At 57.4% G+C, this 17,100-nt stretch carries 22 protein-coding genes and 1 pseudogene; all 23 read right to left on the bottom strand.

The window, feature by feature from the left end; genetic code table 11:
• Positions 1 to 18: 18 nt before the first annotated feature.
• The 23 genes and pseudogenes from AACL31_RS11045 to AACL31_RS10935 all read right to left on the bottom strand — a co-directional run bounded on the left by AACL31_RS11045 (position 19) and on the right by AACL31_RS10935 (position 17,081).
• Positions 19 to 660 carry a phage baseplate assembly protein V gene (locus AACL31_RS11045; RefSeq protein ID WP_339053132.1) on the bottom strand — a complete coding sequence of 214 codons (642 nt, stop codon included), beginning with the start codon at positions 658 to 660 and terminating at the stop codon, positions 19 to 21.
• Positions 617 to 1,435 (bottom strand): phage late control D family protein, encoded by an 819-nt coding sequence (locus AACL31_RS11040; RefSeq protein WP_339054011.1) that lies wholly within the window; start codon positions 1,433 to 1,435, stop codon positions 617 to 619. Before AACL31_RS11040 ends, AACL31_RS11045 begins: the two co-directional genes overlap by 44 nt.
• Positions 1,414 to 1,650, bottom strand: coding sequence for a hypothetical protein (locus AACL31_RS11035; protein WP_339053131.1), 237 nt, complete (start codon positions 1,648 to 1,650; stop codon positions 1,414 to 1,416). Before AACL31_RS11035 ends, AACL31_RS11040 begins: the two co-directional genes overlap by 22 nt.
• Positions 1,638 to 1,880 carry a tail protein X gene (locus AACL31_RS11030; RefSeq protein ID WP_310513019.1) on the bottom strand — a complete coding sequence of 81 codons (243 nt, stop codon included), beginning with the start codon at positions 1,878 to 1,880 and terminating at the stop codon, positions 1,638 to 1,640. Before AACL31_RS11030 ends, AACL31_RS11035 begins: the two co-directional genes overlap by 13 nt.
• A gap of 14 nt (positions 1,881 to 1,894) precedes the next feature.
• Positions 1,895 to 2,776, bottom strand: a complete 882-nt coding sequence (locus AACL31_RS11025; protein ID WP_310513020.1) for a phage tail protein — start codon at positions 2,774 to 2,776, stop codon at positions 1,895 to 1,897.
• A pseudogene (locus tag AACL31_RS11020) lies at positions 2,776 to 5,161 on the bottom strand (phage tail tape measure protein). The gene AACL31_RS11025 and the pseudogene AACL31_RS11020 overlap by 1 nt, the downstream one beginning before the upstream one ends.
• A 131-nt stretch (positions 5,162 to 5,292) precedes the next feature.
• A complete protein-coding gene (locus tag AACL31_RS11015; RefSeq protein ID WP_339053130.1) occupies positions 5,293 to 5,619 on the bottom strand; it encodes a phage tail assembly protein in 327 nt (108 codons plus the stop codon).
• Positions 5,620 to 5,638: 19 nt separating this feature from the next.
• Positions 5,639 to 6,163, bottom strand: coding sequence for a phage major tail tube protein (locus AACL31_RS11010; protein ID WP_290604206.1), 525 nt, complete (start codon positions 6,161 to 6,163; stop codon positions 5,639 to 5,641).
• A gap of 43 nt (positions 6,164 to 6,206) precedes the next feature.
• Entirely contained in the window at positions 6,207 to 7,643 is a 1,437-nt protein-coding gene (locus AACL31_RS11005; RefSeq protein WP_339053129.1) for a phage tail sheath subtilisin-like domain-containing protein, read from the bottom strand.
• Positions 7,640 to 8,263 carry a hypothetical protein gene (locus AACL31_RS11000; RefSeq protein ID WP_339053128.1) on the bottom strand — a complete coding sequence of 208 codons (624 nt, stop codon included), beginning with the start codon at positions 8,261 to 8,263 and terminating at the stop codon, positions 7,640 to 7,642. The genes AACL31_RS11005 and AACL31_RS11000 overlap by 4 nt, the downstream gene beginning before the upstream one ends.
• Complete coding sequence (locus AACL31_RS10995; protein ID WP_339053127.1) at positions 8,238 to 8,735, bottom strand: Gp37 family protein; 498 nt, start codon at positions 8,733 to 8,735, stop codon at positions 8,238 to 8,240. Before AACL31_RS10995 ends, AACL31_RS11000 begins: the two co-directional genes overlap by 26 nt.
• Positions 8,732 to 9,199: a DUF1320 domain-containing protein gene (locus AACL31_RS10990; RefSeq protein WP_339053126.1), complete on the bottom strand. Its 468-nt coding sequence runs from the start codon at positions 9,197 to 9,199 to the stop codon at positions 8,732 to 8,734. Before AACL31_RS10990 ends, AACL31_RS10995 begins: the two co-directional genes overlap by 4 nt.
• Positions 9,199 to 9,552, bottom strand: a complete 354-nt coding sequence (locus tag AACL31_RS10985) for a capsid cement protein (protein ID WP_310512662.1) — start codon at positions 9,550 to 9,552, stop codon at positions 9,199 to 9,201. Before AACL31_RS10985 ends, AACL31_RS10990 begins: the two co-directional genes overlap by 1 nt.
• A 2-nt stretch (positions 9,553 to 9,554) precedes the next feature.
• Entirely contained in the window at positions 9,555 to 10,493 is a 939-nt protein-coding gene (locus AACL31_RS10980) for a hypothetical protein (RefSeq protein WP_310512661.1), read from the bottom strand.
• The gene (locus tag AACL31_RS10975) at positions 10,486 to 11,223 is read right to left on the bottom strand and encodes a hypothetical protein (protein ID WP_310512660.1); all 738 of its coding nucleotides are present in this window, start codon (positions 11,221 to 11,223) and stop codon (positions 10,486 to 10,488) included. Before AACL31_RS10975 ends, AACL31_RS10980 begins: the two co-directional genes overlap by 8 nt.
• A gap of 227 nt (positions 11,224 to 11,450) precedes the next feature.
• A complete protein-coding gene (locus tag AACL31_RS10970; RefSeq protein WP_310512659.1) occupies positions 11,451 to 11,906 on the bottom strand; it encodes a phage virion morphogenesis protein in 456 nt (151 codons plus the stop codon).
• Positions 11,896 to 12,735 carry a phage minor head protein gene (locus tag AACL31_RS10965; RefSeq protein WP_339053125.1) on the bottom strand — a complete coding sequence of 280 codons (840 nt, stop codon included), beginning with the start codon at positions 12,733 to 12,735 and terminating at the stop codon, positions 11,896 to 11,898. The genes AACL31_RS10970 and AACL31_RS10965 overlap by 11 nt, the downstream gene beginning before the upstream one ends.
• Complete coding sequence (locus AACL31_RS10960) at positions 12,719 to 14,179, bottom strand: DUF935 domain-containing protein (RefSeq protein ID WP_310512657.1); 1,461 nt, start codon at positions 14,177 to 14,179, stop codon at positions 12,719 to 12,721. Before AACL31_RS10960 ends, AACL31_RS10965 begins: the two co-directional genes overlap by 17 nt.
• Complete coding sequence (locus AACL31_RS10955) at positions 14,179 to 15,495, bottom strand: terminase large subunit domain-containing protein (protein WP_310512656.1); 1,317 nt, start codon at positions 15,493 to 15,495, stop codon at positions 14,179 to 14,181. The genes AACL31_RS10960 and AACL31_RS10955 overlap by 1 nt, the downstream gene beginning before the upstream one ends.
• Entirely contained in the window at positions 15,492 to 16,043 is a 552-nt protein-coding gene (locus AACL31_RS10950) for a DUF3486 family protein (RefSeq protein WP_310512655.1), read from the bottom strand. The genes AACL31_RS10955 and AACL31_RS10950 overlap by 4 nt, the downstream gene beginning before the upstream one ends.
• Positions 16,044 to 16,045: 2 nt before the next feature.
• Positions 16,046 to 16,357 (bottom strand): hypothetical protein, encoded by a 312-nt coding sequence (locus AACL31_RS10945; RefSeq protein ID WP_310512654.1) that lies wholly within the window; start codon positions 16,355 to 16,357, stop codon positions 16,046 to 16,048.
• 2 nt (positions 16,358 to 16,359) lie between these two features.
• A complete protein-coding gene (locus AACL31_RS10940) occupies positions 16,360 to 16,683 on the bottom strand; it encodes a hypothetical protein (RefSeq protein WP_032116670.1) in 324 nt (107 codons plus the stop codon).
• Positions 16,680 to 17,081 (bottom strand): hypothetical protein, encoded by a 402-nt coding sequence (locus tag AACL31_RS10935; RefSeq protein ID WP_339053124.1) that lies wholly within the window; start codon positions 17,079 to 17,081, stop codon positions 16,680 to 16,682. Before AACL31_RS10935 ends, AACL31_RS10940 begins: the two co-directional genes overlap by 4 nt.
• Positions 17,082 to 17,100: the final 19 nt, after the last annotated feature.

The following is a 17,100-nucleotide window of genomic DNA, read 5'->3' as shown; positions in this document are numbered from 1 at the left end:
AAACGTGTTCCCCCTCGCTTATAACGGCTTGCCGGTGGGCTTACCGTCATGTCCGTTGCTGTGTTGATGGTGTTGCAGCGACACCCGACCCGCCTGGATATCACCACTGGCCTGGAGCGTGCCGTCAATGATGGCTGTCGCGCCGCTGCCGCCCGAACCGCTCATGCCGCCCTGGTACGTCAGTTGCTTTTGCACCGTCAGGTTGCCCGTCGCGACGGTGTTTGGTGCATCCAGTAACAGGGTGTGACTCGCCTTCACCGTCGCGTTTTGCGTCTGAATGAGCACAGAGGCCTGGGTGGTCAGCGTCAGGGTCTGTATCTCGCCCCCGATAGCCATCGCATGGTTTTTGCGGTCATACTCGACAAAAGTCCCGTCGGCAAAATCCACCCGCCGTTTATCGCGGTTTGCCACTATGGGTGGGTCAACATCGGAATACACCGCCCCTAACACCACGCCGTCATCGCCGTCAGCATCCAGCAGCAGACTCACCTGCTCACCTAAATCCGGTAGCCCGTAATCCTTGTTATTCTGGGTATTGCGTTGCAATACCGGCAGCCAGGCGGTGCGCAGATTATCACAGGTCGGCAGCCATACCCGTACCCTGACGTTTTGCTCATCAATCTGGCTGATGGTACCGAACATCAATTGCAGTCCTTTCATCGTTGTTTTTTTCTCCGCGTATCGTCTCTTTTTCATTCAGCGGACCCACGCTGCCATCGGCGTTTACCCCAATCACCTGTTGGGTCGCCGACTGATCCGCGCGAGTCGTTTTCCTGTTCGTGCGCGCCATCGGCCCCTGGCCCAGGGTGAGTTCACAGGTATAACCGCTTTGGCGCGACAGGGCATGGCGAACTTCCGTCATCAGCCACACCCCGGACAGGCGACCAAAAGCGTCAAGCCGCACGGTTAACCCGGCTCGATACGCCGTATTGCCCGCCAGCGCTACCGTCGCCACCCGTTGATATTCATTATGCCGGTTCAGGCCCGCGCACACCTTGGCGGTCGCTTCTTCCTGGCTCCGTGCCCGGCTGTGCAGTCTTAAGGTATCGGCGCTGGTTGAACGTCCCTGTTTTTGAGGCGCCGTTTCTCGCGCCACTTCGCCTATCGTGCCATCGGCCTTGATACCGACCGTGACCAGTTGTTTGCGCTGGCTGTCCTGGTATTTCACCTTGCCCTGCTGATAGATACGGTTAAGCGTATCGCGCAGGCTGTAATGGCTGACGGCTTGCGGGGTAATGACGTTAACCGGCGAGGCTTCTCGCAATCTGATACGTTCAGAAAAAACCAGCGTGTGGGGGGTAACTTTGACGATATAGCCGTATTCCTCCGCCAGACGGCGCAAAAAAGCCAGGTCGGTTTCATGTTGCTGCGTCACCCGATCAAGGGGCAGCGGTGCAATCTGCCCTTCCAGTGTCAGGTGGTGTTTTTGTGCAATCCGCCGGGCGATGGCCGCCAGGGTGGTCTGCTCAAATGCCCGGCGCTGTCTTCCAGTTCGACCGTCAGCTCGTCAGACTGGCCACTGAGCTGATCGGTAAAGCGGATCCCGAGCACGTCCGGGGTGATATCGTGCGTGATGTCTTTTTGGCCATAATGCAGGGTCCAGGTCGGGGTCGGTACCGCCTGCTGTCGTTGTGTCGTTAACGTAACCATGGCGGTGTCTCCTCCACGCTGTCCTGGGTGTTAATCAGCGGGATAGCCAGGGTGATGCCGGCAGGCAACACCGGTGTGATCGGAATAGCCGGATTGGCGGCAATGATCCGCACATAGCCCAAGGCGTCACCGTAATAGTGGGCGGCCAGCGTATCCCAGCGCTCGCCCTCACGGGTAATATGTTGCCAGAGGCCTGGGTTATGTTCCTGTTCATGTTGGCTTGCAGACATCGTCCTGTTCTCCTTTAGCGGCGCGTCACCAGATGGCTCGTCAGACGGCTCAGCACCGGTGCGACGTCGTTCCAGGTACTGAGGGCACCGCCCACCTGACCGGCCACCGTATCCAGTGCACCGGGCAGTGCCTGGCCGGTACTGGGGGTCAGGGCACTGAGCGTGTTTTTCGCCTCGCTGGCCGTGGTCGCCACCTTGCCCGCCGCACGGGTCAGGTGACTGGCCGCAGGGAAATGGGCTTCTAGGCCGGCCAACAACGGGTGCGCCTGTATCAAGGGGGTGGCCACCTCACCTAAGCTATTCATGACCCCAGGGACGCGCGTTAACGCCGCGACCGGATCCGCTTTCATCTGGCGCGCCACCCGGATCGCCTGTGAGGCCGTGGCCAGTGCCGACTGCGCCTGACGGGCCAGACCCACCGCCCGCGATAGCGGTGTACCGGTGGCGATCGTCCGGGTTAGCCCGGTGGCTTTTCTGTTCAGTGTCGTGGCCATCGCCGGCGGCTTAAGTGGTTGGCGCAGATCGCCGGTAAATTCACGCAGACTGATATCGACCTCCAGGCATTGGGCAAACCCGTCGGCATGCGCCAACACCGTGCGGCCCGTGAGCGTGCTGATCACAAAATGCCCCAGGTACTCGCCATTACCGAGCACAAACGCCAGTGCCTGATGGGCACGACAGGCGGCCTGTAGCCGTTGCCATTGCGCGGTCGGTTGACAGTACTGCTGATGAAACCGCACACTTAAACTGTATTCATCGCACTTGTCACCGACCCACTGCAGACCCGGTTTACGGCCAATGCGCGCCTGCTCGGCAAACTCACCGCCGAGGGTGGCTTCCAGCGCGGTAAAGCCGGTCTGTAACTGCACTTCAATCTCACCCAGGATCGCCAGCATCAGTAAAAGCCCCGCCGTTGTTGTTGGTGCATCAGCTGCGCCAGGCGTTTTTCCAGCTCACGTACACTGATAGCCAAGGCATCACGCAACGCCGCCGGGGTCGTCTGCGACTGACCGTTCATCACAATCTGCGGCGCAAAGGTGATCTGTATGCCTGAAAATGCCTTCCCCTGACCGGCAGGGGAGATCGGGGTATCAGGCCAGTGGGGCACACGCGGGCGTGGTGCGGGTAATGCCCAGCACCGCCCCCTGCACAATATTATCCCCCAATCCGGCAAAGACCTTTGAGGGGCTGTGTATGCCGAGCGTCTCCTTAAACCAGCCCGACACACTGTCACCAAAATGGACAATGGTCTCTTTGGCGGCGGTTAAACGACTCTTGATCCCGTTGACCAGACCCTCAATCAGCTGGCGACCCGCATCGGTAAAATTAGCGGGCAGTTCAATATTGAAATACCCCATCACACCGGCGAAGGCTTTATACAACAGACCCAACGGCGACCAGTTAAGGATAAGTGCGCCAACGCCCGCAATACCGCCGGAAAACGCCTGTTTCACCTCAGCCCAACGCGCCTGAAAGAAAGCGCTTATCGGCGTCCAGTAGCGGTAAATCAGGTAAGCGCCGGCGGCAATTGCGGTGATAGTCAGGCCGATAGGGTTAAACATCAGTGCCCGCCCCAGCCACAGCAGCGCCTGTCCGGCCAGGCGCAGGCCCGTCACCAGCCCACCGGCCAAGACCTTACCCAATCGACCTACCCCACCCGCCAGGCGGCTTAAGCGTCCACCCATGCCGAAAGCACTCTGGAGTAATAACCAGCCGGTACGCAGCCGGGTAAACCCGCCCCACAGCAGGCGTATCGATGAACCCAGCAAATTAAGTGCCAGACGAACAGCCAGCAGTGCGCCCTTAAACAGCAGGAGACCGCCCACGGTTTTGGCGATACCGCTAATCAGTTGCGGGTGGGTTTTGACCCAGGCATTGGCGGCGCGCACATAAGGGAGTACCGTCGCGGCTAAACTCCCTACCGCCGGTTTGAGGGCATCACCGAGACTCAGCGACAAATCCTGACTGGCGATACCCAGCTTTTTCATCTGCTCAATCGGTGATTCAAGACGTTTTTTATAGTCACTGCCTAATACATCCTTGTCCGCGGCTGCCAGGGCTTGTGCGCGGATTTGCCGGTACTTGTCCATATTGGCCAGCATCGGACGCACAAAGGCCATCACCTGCATATCGGCAAACAGTTCACCTAAGCCAAAGTTTTGCTGCAGGGCCAGTAACGCCTTATCGTGGGCAGTATCGTCCTGCAGCGCCATCGCCGATTTAAATTGTGCCAGCGCCTCGGGACTCTTCTGCGCCAGATAGCGTTGCAGGGTATTCATCATCCCTTCAATCGGCGAAATCCCGTGCGCTTTTTGCTGCATCAAGGATTTTTCAATATCGATACCGACATCCCCAAAACGTTTTTGGGTTTCCGGGGCATACAGTTTTTCAAGAAAGTTATTAAAATTGTTCGCCGCTTTATCGGTGCTACCGGCACCCATTTTGGCTACCTGCAAGGCAGCGACCATCTCGGCCACCGCCGCTTTACCCTGGGCTATGTTGGCCATTTGTGGGGCCAGCTCAGGCAACCACTTCACCTGGTCTGCAATTTCAAATGACCCGGCCTTGCCCCCTTGCGCCATGATGTTCTGTACCGCAGCAAAATCTTTTGCCGCAATGCCCAGCGACTGCTGGGTGGTCACCGCCGCCTGCGCCCACAGTTCAGCGGAGGTGCGGGTGGCGGTTGCGCCTCGGGCGATATGTGGCAGATAGGCACGAATATCGTCCAGGCTGTCAATGTTATTGCCAATGAGCGCACTGGTGGCGGCCTGTAAATCGGCCTGGGTCTGGTTGTATTGCTGGCTCCAGGCGCGGATATCTTTGCCCAGTGCGGCCTGGGTGGCTCCGTCGTAACCGGCGGTGATACCCATATCGACCAGATTGTCCTGAAAGGTCATCGACTGCTTGACAGACGGCGCGACCGCGCCCACCGCTGCCGCCGTGGTGGCCCCTAACGCCAATCCTTGCCCCATCAGGGCGTGGCGTTGTTGCCCGGCCATCTGACTGGCCATCAGCGTGCGATGCAAACGGCGATGCTGTTGCTCGAGACGGGAAAGTGTCTAACCCACCCGACCCAGCTCACTATTGAGGTTACGGGCGGCCTGTGCGCCCAAATGACCGTAGCGTGTTACCGCCTGGGTCAGTTGCTGCTGGCGGGATTGCAGGCGACGGGTCGTTTCACCCAGGCTATTGAGGCTACGCCGTGAATCGCCCATCGCTGAGCGAAAAGCACCGGCCACCGCCCCTTTGATCACCACCCCAATCGAAAATATGCTCGACACCGCGTCACCTGCCTCTGTTACACCCGATCACTCTTTATCGGTTTGCCCCGCGTTGCCCGTGTTCCTGCCGGATTTGGGCCGCGGCTTCCTGTAAATAGTCCTCAAACTCCACCACCGTCAGCGCATCCAGCTCACTCGGCTGCCAGCGGAACCATCTCGCCAACAGCGCCTGTGCCTGACGCAGCGCCTTCGGCGACTGCATCCAGCCCCGCAAACTGGCGAAAGTGGCTTTGCAGCTGTTGATAATCCACCAGGTCCATCTTGTCGATATCTTCCGGTATCAGGCCGGTCATGCGGGCAATCAACAGGCTGTCCCAGTCATTGACGTTTTCACTTAAGCGGCGTACCGCCTTGATGTCACTGACTTTGAGCCGGTTTAAGCTGACCTGGGTCAGCCTTTCACCGCTGCCCAGGGCATAAGGGTATTGCAAGCTATAATGAATACGGTCTGTCATCATCACTCCTCGGATTGTCAGGTTAAGCGCCCAGATTGGCGCGATAATCGGTGAGCATATCTTCACCGTTGATTTTAAAAATATTGGCGATCACATCCAGCTCCAGCAGCACCTGGCCATCCATCACCTGCTTGATATAGCTGCAGGTAAAACTGCTGCTCATCTCCGGCACCTCATGCTGCTTAAAGCTGCCCAGGCTATTTTTGCTGAACATCACCGTCATAAACACCGCCACCGGCAGTTCATCCTGGCGACCCTGTGCCGGGTTATAGCGCTGCAGGCTGCCGCGACATTGCAGCGGATACGCCTTGAAGGGATTGGCGGTACGCAGTGCCACCTCTTCATACAGACTGGTCCAGTGAATTTCTCCTTCGAGCTTGTCAAACCCTGCCGGTAACTGAATTTTGCCAATCATCCCCAGCGCCTGATGCTCCTGCTGCACCACGTTGATTTCCGGTAGCTTGATTTCTTTTGCCCGACCCAGCAGGCTATTGCCGTCCAGGTAGACGTTGGCATTGGTTATAAAATGCAGTGCATTGCCCGCCATCATCTCCTCCTTATCGTTATCTTATTGATCCTGTGCGTCACGCTCATGTGGAAACCCCACTTTTCAGGAAGGTGAGATATTCATTAGTGATTTCCGTCTCAAAGGTCAGGTGCTCCATCGGCGGCGGCGGGGTGTATTTGTAATTCAGTTTCAACTGCCCCAGACTGAGCGCATCCTTGGTGTTGTTCGCCAGATCATACCAGCAGTGAAAGCCCCGCAACGCCCCATCGGCAATCAGCCGACGACCATAGCCATTGACCGATTCGGTCAGCGCATCAATCAGCCCCTGATTAATGGGGCGATCAATATATTGCAGACTGAAATGGCGGATAGACTCATTAATCATGTCCCCGGTGCGCCGCACATTTTCAAAATTCTTCAGGTGCGTCACGGTCGGCCAGGCCGCGGTGCGGTTGCCCCACAGGCGTAATCCGCTACCAAAGCTGTTAAACACCGTGGTAATGCCGTTCTGGTTAAGCAGATTGACCTCGCTATTGGCATCGTCAATGCGCGCACTTAACGGGCGCTCAATGCCGACAATGCCCATCAGTGCCTGATTGGAAGACGACCACCAGAACCCTTTTTCACGGTCAACTTTGGCCCGCAGACCCGCCGCGCGCGCCGAAAGAGGCTCCAGGCGAGTCTGGTTTGTTGCCTTGTCATAGACCTTGATCTGCGGATAACACAGGCGTACCCGATCAGAGGCGGTATTAAAATTAATCGTGCCTTGTGGCCCCCGTCCGGCTATCGCCTGGGCAAACGTCGTCCCCGCTGGGGCATCAATATAGGCGATGGCCTCACATTGGTCGGCCAGGGCAATCATGGCGGTGGCCACGGCATTAAAATGCGAGAAGCCCGGTGCAATCAGTAATTTGGGGCGATAACCAAACAGGCTGTCGGCATTTTCCAGCGCTTTCATACCGGTACGCTGGTCGGCGGCATTGGTGGCACCCAAAACGTCAGCGGCGGTAATTTTTGATACATCCGGGGTGTTATAGGTCACACTGACCGTGCCACCCTGTGCAATGCCGCCGGTGGTGACGCGAGTGACTCTGCCCGTTGCGGATGCCACGGTATAGTCGGTCGTTGCCTTAAACGTGGTCTGCCCATCGATGCTTTTCACCACCATATCGCCCACGGGTAACTGGCTCAGTGTGGCACTGTGGTGCGTACTATCGAAGGTGACACTTTCCGCGGTTATCGTTTTCTGATGGCTTTTTGGGTCAAACACATTGACTACCAGAACCGTCCCGACACCGTGGTCATAGATAGCGCGCAAGGCTTGCGGCAGAGTAAATCCACTCACCTCATCACCAAACTGCGCCGCGTCTTTTTCCGACAGGCACAGGGTTAGGGTATTGACCGGGCCTGTCGGCGCAGTACCGACCAGCCCAATCACGGACGATTTTCCCGTTTTGACCGGACGGGACCCGCGTTCAATTTCCAGCGTATCAACGCCGTGATGGTGTTCTCTACTCATGGGGTGACCTCGTTACTTTTTGTGTCTGCTGGCCCTTTGCCGCGTTTTCTGGCGGGCATCAATAACGCTGTGCTGACCGGCGCGTCGACGGGCCTGGCCTCATCAGCGGGAAGCGTCACGGTGTCGCTCGACAATGTGATGGCCTGTGACAACGGTGCCGTCACGATGGAGTCGACGGGGGTTTCTGCTTTCTGATCCAGAAAGGTTAAATAGCCCTGGGCTTCCAGCCCCAGCACATAATCGTTATCCATCGGCAAGGTCACTTCCTGACCCGGCCAGAACATTACATCCAGGATGCGGCCATCCGGTAAACGTAATGAAGCACCCCCCATCTGTTCGCCGTCATAACGATAACGGGCCATTTTGCCGGTTGGGTGTTGAGCGGCCTGTAAGCGCTGTTCAAAATCCGTCAGCGGTTTTGGCGGTTCAGGGGGCGCATCGGGATAATCAAAGCCCAGAAAAGTCAGATAGCCCTGCGCTTCCAGCGAGACAATAAACGGATGATCGACCGGCACATCGACCACCTGACCGGGATAAAACATCACATCCTGGGTACGGCCATCAGCCAGACGCAGGGGAGCCCCATTCGGGGATTCACCGTTGTAGCGAAACTTCGCCATAAGCCACCTCGTTATTCTCTTTCTTCATGAACTCTTCCCGGGTACGCGGTAAAGCCTCCGGCGGGGCGTCCTGCACAAACCAGGTTTCGGTCGCCACCGTCAGCGCGTATTGCCATAAGCCCTCGGATTGTCCCAAAAAAACCTCATCTATCAGCCACAGTGGGCGGCGCCAGTCCGGCGGCATAAAGCCCCCCACGGCCTGACGCAGGGTATCGAAGGTGGCAATCGCCCCGTCATTACCGTTAAGCTGGCGCATCACCAGGGTCAGCGTGAAATGCAGCACCCGCGGCTGGAATACCATGCCCACATCCTGAATGTCGCCAAAACGTGAGCGGGCAAAACTGAGCAGCACCGCACCGAGTGGATGGTTAAGATGAAAGCGTTCCGGCTGCTCAGGGAAGAAGGTGACCTCCAGCTGCGGTAAGCGTTTTGTCAGCAGGCCCAGGACGGCGCGCATGATATCGAGCGTCATTCAAAGTCCTCCAGTAAGCCGCCGGGGCCGCTAAAGCGCGCCGGACAGGCATGAACATGAAAGGCCCCTGGCTCCGGTATCGCTTGCCCCTGTCCCGCTATCCCGAGCGTTAATTTGCCGTCGCGCAAGGCTTCCAGCATTTTTAAGCTGCCGCGATAAACCTCTTTTATGGCTTCCGGCAATTGGCCTTCGGGACGACGCAGGTACAATCGATGGCTGACCAGATTGACCGCCATATCGCGCAGTACCGTGGGAACGGTTTCCAGTGGCAATACGTAACGACCGCGCAGATGGGCATCAATCAACTCATCGGCGTAGCGGATAGCGTCGTTCAGCACCTTGTCGTTAATCGCATTGGGCAGCCGGCCCCCCGTCAAACCATCGACAGAGACATCCTGCGTCAGCTGAACCAGCGTATGGGTTGAGAGCAATTGCCCGATATCGTCGGGGGTGCAGTAGGCCATCAGATACCTCTGACCATGCGGATAATCTCGCCCGCGGCGGTGGCCGCATCCAGTGATACCCCGACCGTCGAAAACGGCAGCGAACCATCTGTTGGCGGGGTTTCTTTCACTACCCGCCCCTCCGTATCCGATTTTAAAATCTGTCCCGCGCTAATCACCCCACCGGCTTCCACCGCCAGAATGCCCAGCACATTAACTGCTACGCTGTCGCCGGTTTTAGCCGCCACTTCAGCGACGCCTAACTCCACACCATTATTCTTGTACGTCTTGCCGTCAAAACCGACCAGACGATGGGCGGTTAATGCTTCAGCTGCCACTATCGTAGTGGTTAAGACTGTCTGTTGCGTGACCATGCTTACGCTCCTTTAATGCCACTAATCAGATAACCGGCTTCACTGCCGACCACCGCTACCTTGTAAATATCGGTGTAGCGGATATTCACCACCTTGCCGCCGACACTATCAAAGCGGTCGGCCAGCGGCATTCCCTGACGGCGGAAGGTGTAGCCAAAGGACGGCCTATGCTCATCCGCGCTATCACTGCCCGCGGAGGCGGGACTGACCACATGCAGCATCAGGTTGTCTTTCCACAGGTCAGTGGTGCTTTTACCGTCTTTGTCTAGCTGGACCGGTGCGCCAATCAGCACCTCATCCACCTGAAATAAATCTTTTAAAATCTCGGTGGTGATACGCTTACGTTCATTCCCGCCCAGTGCGTCTTGCAGCACCTTATGGAAGCGCAACAGCGCCATCACACTGGCCCCCATGGTGATCACATTGGGGCGCAGGCCGATATTGGCGCGCACCACTTCCATACCGGCTTCAATATCTTTCAGCGGATCGCCATTTTTCTTGTTCCAGGCCGCCTCTCCCGTCAAGGCTTTGGTGGCGTTGCTGGCATAGACCGAGGTCGATTGCGCCAGCTCCGCCACATACTGCTCATGGCGCAGCAAAATACCGTCGGTGGCGCGTTTAATGGCCTTGATTTCTTCATTGAACATCGATTCCGCCTGTTCGCGGTAATCGACCGGCACCGCTAAATCATGCTCATCGAGCACGATATCGGTGAACGCCTGTTTTTCTCTTAACAGGATATTGCTGTTGGCCCCGACCGCGCGTTTGGTTTCATACAACGCCAGGCGTCCTTTACCAAAGGTCGGCACCTTAACGCCTTCTTTTTCTACCCTGACGAGAGGAAACAGCTTTTCCCCAATCAGGCTGGTGTTGCGGTATTCAGCGGCAATGTGGGTCAGCACCGGGTCGTTGGCCCGTTTGCTTTTTAAATAATCAGACATAGGACTCTCCTGTCAGGCAGCGCTTCACCGCCGCTTCGTAAGGGATGGACTCACGCGCCTTAAGCGCCATGGCCTGTTGATGCAGCGTATCCGGATCGGATGCCCGCTCACTAAAGGTCAGACTGTTTTGCGGCGTGTTGCATCTTCCCGGCACCGCCCGCTGACTAAAATCAACCAGCGGGGTAGCGCTGGTAAACAGAGACTTGACGGCATCAACCAGTGGTTGGGTTTTGCTGCCCTCACTGAAGGTCAACGCCTGCTCTTTGCCAGACAGCGGATCGTGATCGCACTGCATGTCTTCATTCAACACGACAACCCCTTCTTCGCCTTCACTAAAGGTCACCGGCTTAAGGCCCTTGACCGCCGGCGGCTGGGCACCCAGGAAACCGACGTGTTGCAAATAGTAAATACCGGGCACCGGATTATGGGGTGAATCCGGCGCATAAAATGCGGCAGAGAGTTTTTTGTAACGCCCACTGACCACGGATTCGGCAAATGTCGGCTCCAGTTGTTGTGGTTCGGCTATCAGATCACGTCCTTGCGCAGACAGCCGTTTGATCCAGCCATAAGCTGGGGCATTGGTCGTCGGATGACCGATCACTATCGGCGCTTCATGCAAAGCCGGATCATAGGCATTCGCACAGACATGCAAATCGTTTTCACTAAATGTCACCCGGTCACCGGCTCCGGTAATATAGTGGCCTGGCTTAAGAATATGCAGGGGTTTCATGGCACCTCCATTGACTATCATGGCAGCAGTGTATGCCGGGGCAGCGCATTTCCCTTTTAAAGGGCTTTAAAGATTTTCATTTGCGTCTTTTTTGAAGACAAATGAATGATGAGGCGGCTATCAGAGATAACCGCGTCAGGAAGGGGTTTATAAAGCTTTATAAAGGGCGGAAACGCGCTAGGGTATCGCGTTGTATCATTTAAACACCCGAACGTGTCAGGGAGCGCTTAGCGGAGGCTAGCCTGTTGCAAATAATCAAGGACATCATCGAGCAGCTGGCGTTTGACTTCAGCCTGTAGCCGTCCCGTCTCAGATACTGGCAGATACGGACGGGGTGGTAGCGTCACTGACCCACCGCGCCCCGCTTTCCCACCCTGTTGATGAAGTCGGGCATAAACGCGATTCGTGCCGACCATCGCCTGATGCGCATCATATTCCGGCGTCACGCTGCGGCGTAAATACCCGTCCTTGGAGAGCGTCATGCCCTGGCGGGCGAGTGCTGCGACCGACGGTTGCCAGCGTGGCCGCCCCTGCGCCTCAAAGTTCAGGTCGGTAGCCGTTTTCAGCGTTTCAGACCAGCGTCGCATCAGTGGGGTCAGGTCGTAAGCGGCTTTCTCCAGTTGCTTCAGTGCCTGTTTAAGGTCGTTATCGGTTATCTCAACCGACAGAATATTAGCGGTCATTCCGTTCTCCCAGTGTTTGACGGGCTAATGGGTGTAACGGCCCCTGATAGCGGGTTAAGTCCGGTCGATACCCTTCACCGGGATTATACGACCAGCCGATATCCGGGGAAAACACCGTATGATTGTCGAGTGTCAGCTGCGCTACCGGCTGCATTTCGCCGGTTTTGCGCGACACCACTTGCAACGACCAGCGCAGACGGTCACCGGATGTTTCCACTGTTAGCCCACGCGCGTTGACATCCCGCGCTGACAGGGCTATCACACTACAGCGACAGCGCCAGCCATTGGGCGGATAGAGCGCGCGCCATACCGGGTCATCGGCAGGAAACACCCGGCCATGCAGTGCCAGATGGCTTTTGCGGGTACGGTTATCGCGTATCGCCACATACGTCCAGTAGGGACGGGCCGCGACATTCTCCCGCATTTCTGCCCAGCGCCCGGCGTTGTACAGGGTAGTGAGATTGGTGCGGTAAATGGTCTCCAGTCGCTGCGGGCTGCCTAATTGCACCGTCACCGGCTCCCCGCTCACCGGGTCGTGGGTATCCTGTTGCCCCCACCATCCCTTGGCCTGCAGTGTTGGGGTTAATTCACGGGCAAACCACTGGCCGGTTTTGCCTTCCGCCAGGGTGGTTTCCAGCGCCTGATACATGTCCTGCAGAATATCCAGTTGTGTCACCTTGGCCACCGTCGCGCTCTGGGCATGGGCGGCTTGCCAAACGTCCTGCCAATCCCAGGAAAAGGTAAAGCCTTTGGCTTTTAAGTAGGCTATCGCTCGTTTAGGCGGCAGGCTAAACAGCGCCGCCAGTTCGTTATCATTGAGTGTCGGCATGTAATCTCCCCCAGACGTTGGCAACAAACATCACCCGAGCTAAGGTCTCCTGGAGCGCGTCCGCCTGCATCTGTGGGTAAACGGTGCTGAGTTTTTCTATCAGGTCACCAGGGGAAATACCCGATTTCACCGCCTGAAATAACGGTGCCAGTAGCGGTTGCAGGGTGTCGTCCAGCGTGCCGCTTTTCATTAGGCTGTCCAGCGCCCGGTCAAGCTGTGCTTGGGCCTCAGGCGCGGTCTTGGTTTGGTCCTCAGCAAAGGTCAGCGCGGGTGCGGAGGGAGCAGTGGCGTCTGGCTCGCTTTCCATCAGCAAATCGCCTAGTTGCAGGCCATATTCACGCTGATAGTATTGCGCACTGAAAAAGCCAGCGGTTTGCGCCAGACTCAGGTCACGCTTGGCCTGCACCTCATCAATGGTCTCCTGCTCCCACAGTCGCCAGGTTGGCACCGGCACATCACCAAAGTTCAGCTCAACCAGCCAGCGGAGTATCTGATTCACCGCACTCATCACCATCACCGCATCGCCATCGCGGATATCGGCGGCGACTTCCAGACCGGCCTGGGCCGAGGCGTGATTGGTTTCGGCTTCGGTAGTCTGGTTCTGACCCAGCAGCGCAATGGTAATTTCACTGCGGGCCATCTCAATCAGGTCTTTATACAGACTGCTCGACGCACCTTTGGTGGCGGGCTCCTTGAATTCAATGCTGCTGTCATCAGGGATAACCGCCACCGCATCCTGCACCATCTGCTCGAGGGAGTGCAGCAGCGGGCTGATATGCGCCTGGTCTTGGCCACGCGGATGATACCCGACTACCCAGGGGGTGCCGTACTTTTCACTGAAGCGCATCCAGAACGACCAGCCGGCCTTCTTGAACGTCACCGGCCAGAAGCACAGCGACAGGTCGGCAAAGCCGTAGGGGTTATCAAAGGTGGCGTCTTGCGTCGCCACCACAAATTTGCGCGGCGGTAATAACTCGCCCGCCAGTCCCGACTGCTGGGCCTGAAAGCGCAGACGATTCTCCGTATCAAAGGTAAACCACTCCGGCGGCTTGCCCACCACATCGGTGACCACCAGATGTCGACCGTCTTTTGCCCAGGTCAGTTCGGCGGGTTGATAGCCAAAAAAGGCCGCCTCCAGTAGTTCACCGATGAGTCGGTTCATGTCCCACTGCGCCAGGGTCTGTTCAATAAAGCGCACCACAGGCGCAGGTGCCTTCCCCGGCTCCAACCCGCGCTCCAGGCATTTAACCGCCGATTTGCGCCGCCGGATACTGCTACCCACCAACGGCTCAGCACGTAACTGGCGGTAGACGCTAATCGCCTGGCCTCTGGCGCGTAATATCGGGTCGGGATTGGGTAAATGGCCGAACAGTTGCCCCAGGCCCGCCGGACTGCGGGCGCGGGTGGCAATGTCACCGAACAACGCTTTTTTATCGATAATCATCAATATCCCTCCAGCAAGGATGAGGCCTGCCGTGGGCAACAGGAGTAAGCGCGCACCGGGCCGTGGGGTTGGTCGGCGGCGTTAAGCGCTAAAAACAGCGCCCAGGCACGGTCAGCGTGCCCGGCGGCATCGCTCTCGGCGACAAAACGCGGCGCGCCGGTCGGACTCATCACTTTTTTTAGTTTATGCAAATCGGCCCGTAATGCACCATCACCCTGTGGCAGTCGCAAGCGGCGGTCTTCAAATACCTCTTTACCGCGTGTCGCCAGCGTCAGCTTGTTGGGGGGCGTGAATAACACCCCTTCGACCCGCGTACTGCCATGACGGCGTTTGGCATCTTCCACCGGCTTTTCGCCGAGACCAGTCTGGTCGATACAGCACCGCAGCACCCGGTAGTGGGCAAAGACCGCATCGAGCAGCGCATCCTGTTCGGCAAAGGGGGCGCGCTTGCGGGTAATGATGTCGCGCGTCCAATACACATCGCCCACCTGCTCAATCACCCATACCACAAACAGGTCATGGCGCAGACCGATATCGACCCCAACAAAACAGGGGCCACCCTGATAGTGCTCTGGTTTGCCGGCCTGCGGGTGTTCAACGCCATCAATCAGGTCATAGGAAAGCCATGCGGCGGCTTCATCCAGCCAGTGCAGTTCAAATTCCTGCGCCCAGGCATCGTCATCATTGAGCGCCTGTTTGAGGGCGGCCACATCCCGTGGCAGGCCGTCTTTGACCGCCTGGTAAATATCGACCCGATGGCGCGACCAAACGCTGTCCAGCGACGGGTCGGTCATCAGTTCATAAAACTTGTTGCCTTTGCCATTGGGGGTGGAGGTAACGCGCAGCTTGTAGCCGTTTGATATCACCGGAAACAGCGCCGCCCAGATTTTACGGCTGTCGGCATGAAAGGCAAACTCATCCAGAAACACATTGGCGGCAAAGCCGCGCGCCGTATCGGGGTTAGCCGGGAGTGCAGTAATGCGTGAGCCGCCGGGCAACACCGCCTCCAGCATGGTGTAACGTTCGCTGCCTGGGCCTTTGATACCGCCTTCAATTTCACGGATAGCCAGACCGTACACCTGACAATGCTTTTTAACCCCTTCCTCCATCGCTTCTTTGGCCTGGCGCTCACCGCGCGATAAAATCACCCAACGCGCCGACCCACCGAGGGCTTCCACCCTGAGACAGTCATCGACAATTTCCAGCGTGGTGGTAAAGGTCTTGCCGGTCTGGCGGGCAAAACAGCCAATCTTGAAACGGGCGGGATCTAACATCCAGTGTTGCTGATACGGGTAGAGTGTCACGTTTTTGCTCATGTGATAATCCCGTAAATTTCTTCACGCACCCGCTTCAGGGTATCCAGACTGACATGTCCTTTGCCTTGCTGTTGGGCTTCCTGCTCCAGCGTGGCCATTTCCGCGCTGATTTTTTTAAGCTGGCCTTGCAGTTTTTTCAGGCTGACGCTGGCATGAATAATGGGTGCCAGATTTTTCGCCATGCGGGCAAAGCGTTCAGCCCGTTCAACCGGCGATCCCGCTTCTTCCTTGATGGTTTGTGCCTCCAGCAGGCTATTGAGTAATTCAGTCTGCACCAAAGCCATAATGGACTCTGAGCGGGTATCCTGGTCATCCGGCGCACCCTTGGTCAGTTGCCGCGCCGCTTCAGTCGCGTCACGAATAGCGGCAAAGCGGCGCTGTACCTTCTGGCCATAGCGGGAAATCTGCGCCCGACCGATGCTGTACCCTTTCTCACGCAGCAACGTCTCCAGCTCGCGGTAGCCACTGAAATTACGCTCGGTCAGCGCCCGGTCGAGCCATTCACGCACCGAGACGGGTAAGACTTCGATATGACTGCGCGGTGCCATCGTCACTCTCTCCAGTATTTGGCCGGGCGGGCAATGCCGGGGATATCGTCGGTGACGTATTCCACCAGATTCACCCCTTCCGGCGTCAGCGTGACCGTCCATGAGCGCGCCGGCGGTCGGGTCAGGCGAACCAGACTTAAGCCCTCAAGGAACAGCAACTCTTTTTGCAGCTCCAGCATGGTCATGTCCGGGTAGAGCGAATGGCCCACATCCCACAGTAGCCGGTCATTGGCCGGATAGGGCCGCGCCTTGTTGACCACCTGCAGTAACACCCAGCGCAACCCTTCACGGCGCGCCTGTTCGGTCTCTATCATCCTTATCCTCCTGCCACCTGACGCAGTTGTATCGTTTCCAGCTTCTGGTAAATCGCGTCAAGCCGTGACTCCACCACCTGCTGATAATGAATAAATTCGTCGCGCCGGACGTAACGCTCCGGCACCTCCACTTTGAACTCCAGCACCTCGCGCTCAAGGCGTACCCCTTTATCGGACGCCTCGCGCATCAACCGCTCGAGTGACGCAAACCGTTCGGTCTGACGCTTTTCGGTCTCCCGGATAAACCACCGTGCCAGCCCCGCGAGAAAGCCCGCCAGCCCAAACAGATAGCTCACCAGTACCCAGAAATCGACCTGTAATGTCATGGTTGTGATCCTTCAATATAATCCAGTAATCCATTTACCTGTGCCCGCCAGACCTGGCATTGCTGGCCGTTGTCGGTGATATTGGCGAGGATATCGCGCGGGGTAACTGGACTCGGGGTGTGTCGCTCGCCAGGGGTCTCAGCTGACCGGGTCGTGTTGCCAGTGCCGCCGGCAGCGGCGGCAGGGACTGAACCGTCAACGTCTGACAGCCCGAGGGCGGCGTTGTAGTGCTGCACGAAGCCACGAGTAAACACGCAGGCCACAGTATGTGCCTGGCCTTTTTCATCCCGCCAGTGTTGGGTAACATCATCAATCTGCCTTGTTAATTGTTGGGTTTGGGTGCGAAGTTGTGCAATGCGATTCAGGTAGTTCTGTTCGGCCTGATGCGCTACCTTCACCTGATGGGTAAAACGCTGC

It is taken from the genome of Arsenophonus endosymbiont of Crataerina pallida, from assembly GCF_964020125.1.
In the GTDB taxonomy this organism is placed as follows: domain Bacteria; phylum Pseudomonadota; class Gammaproteobacteria; order Enterobacterales; family Enterobacteriaceae; genus Arsenophonus; species Arsenophonus nilaparvatae.
This window is presented reverse-complemented; position numbering and strand designations above follow the sequence as displayed.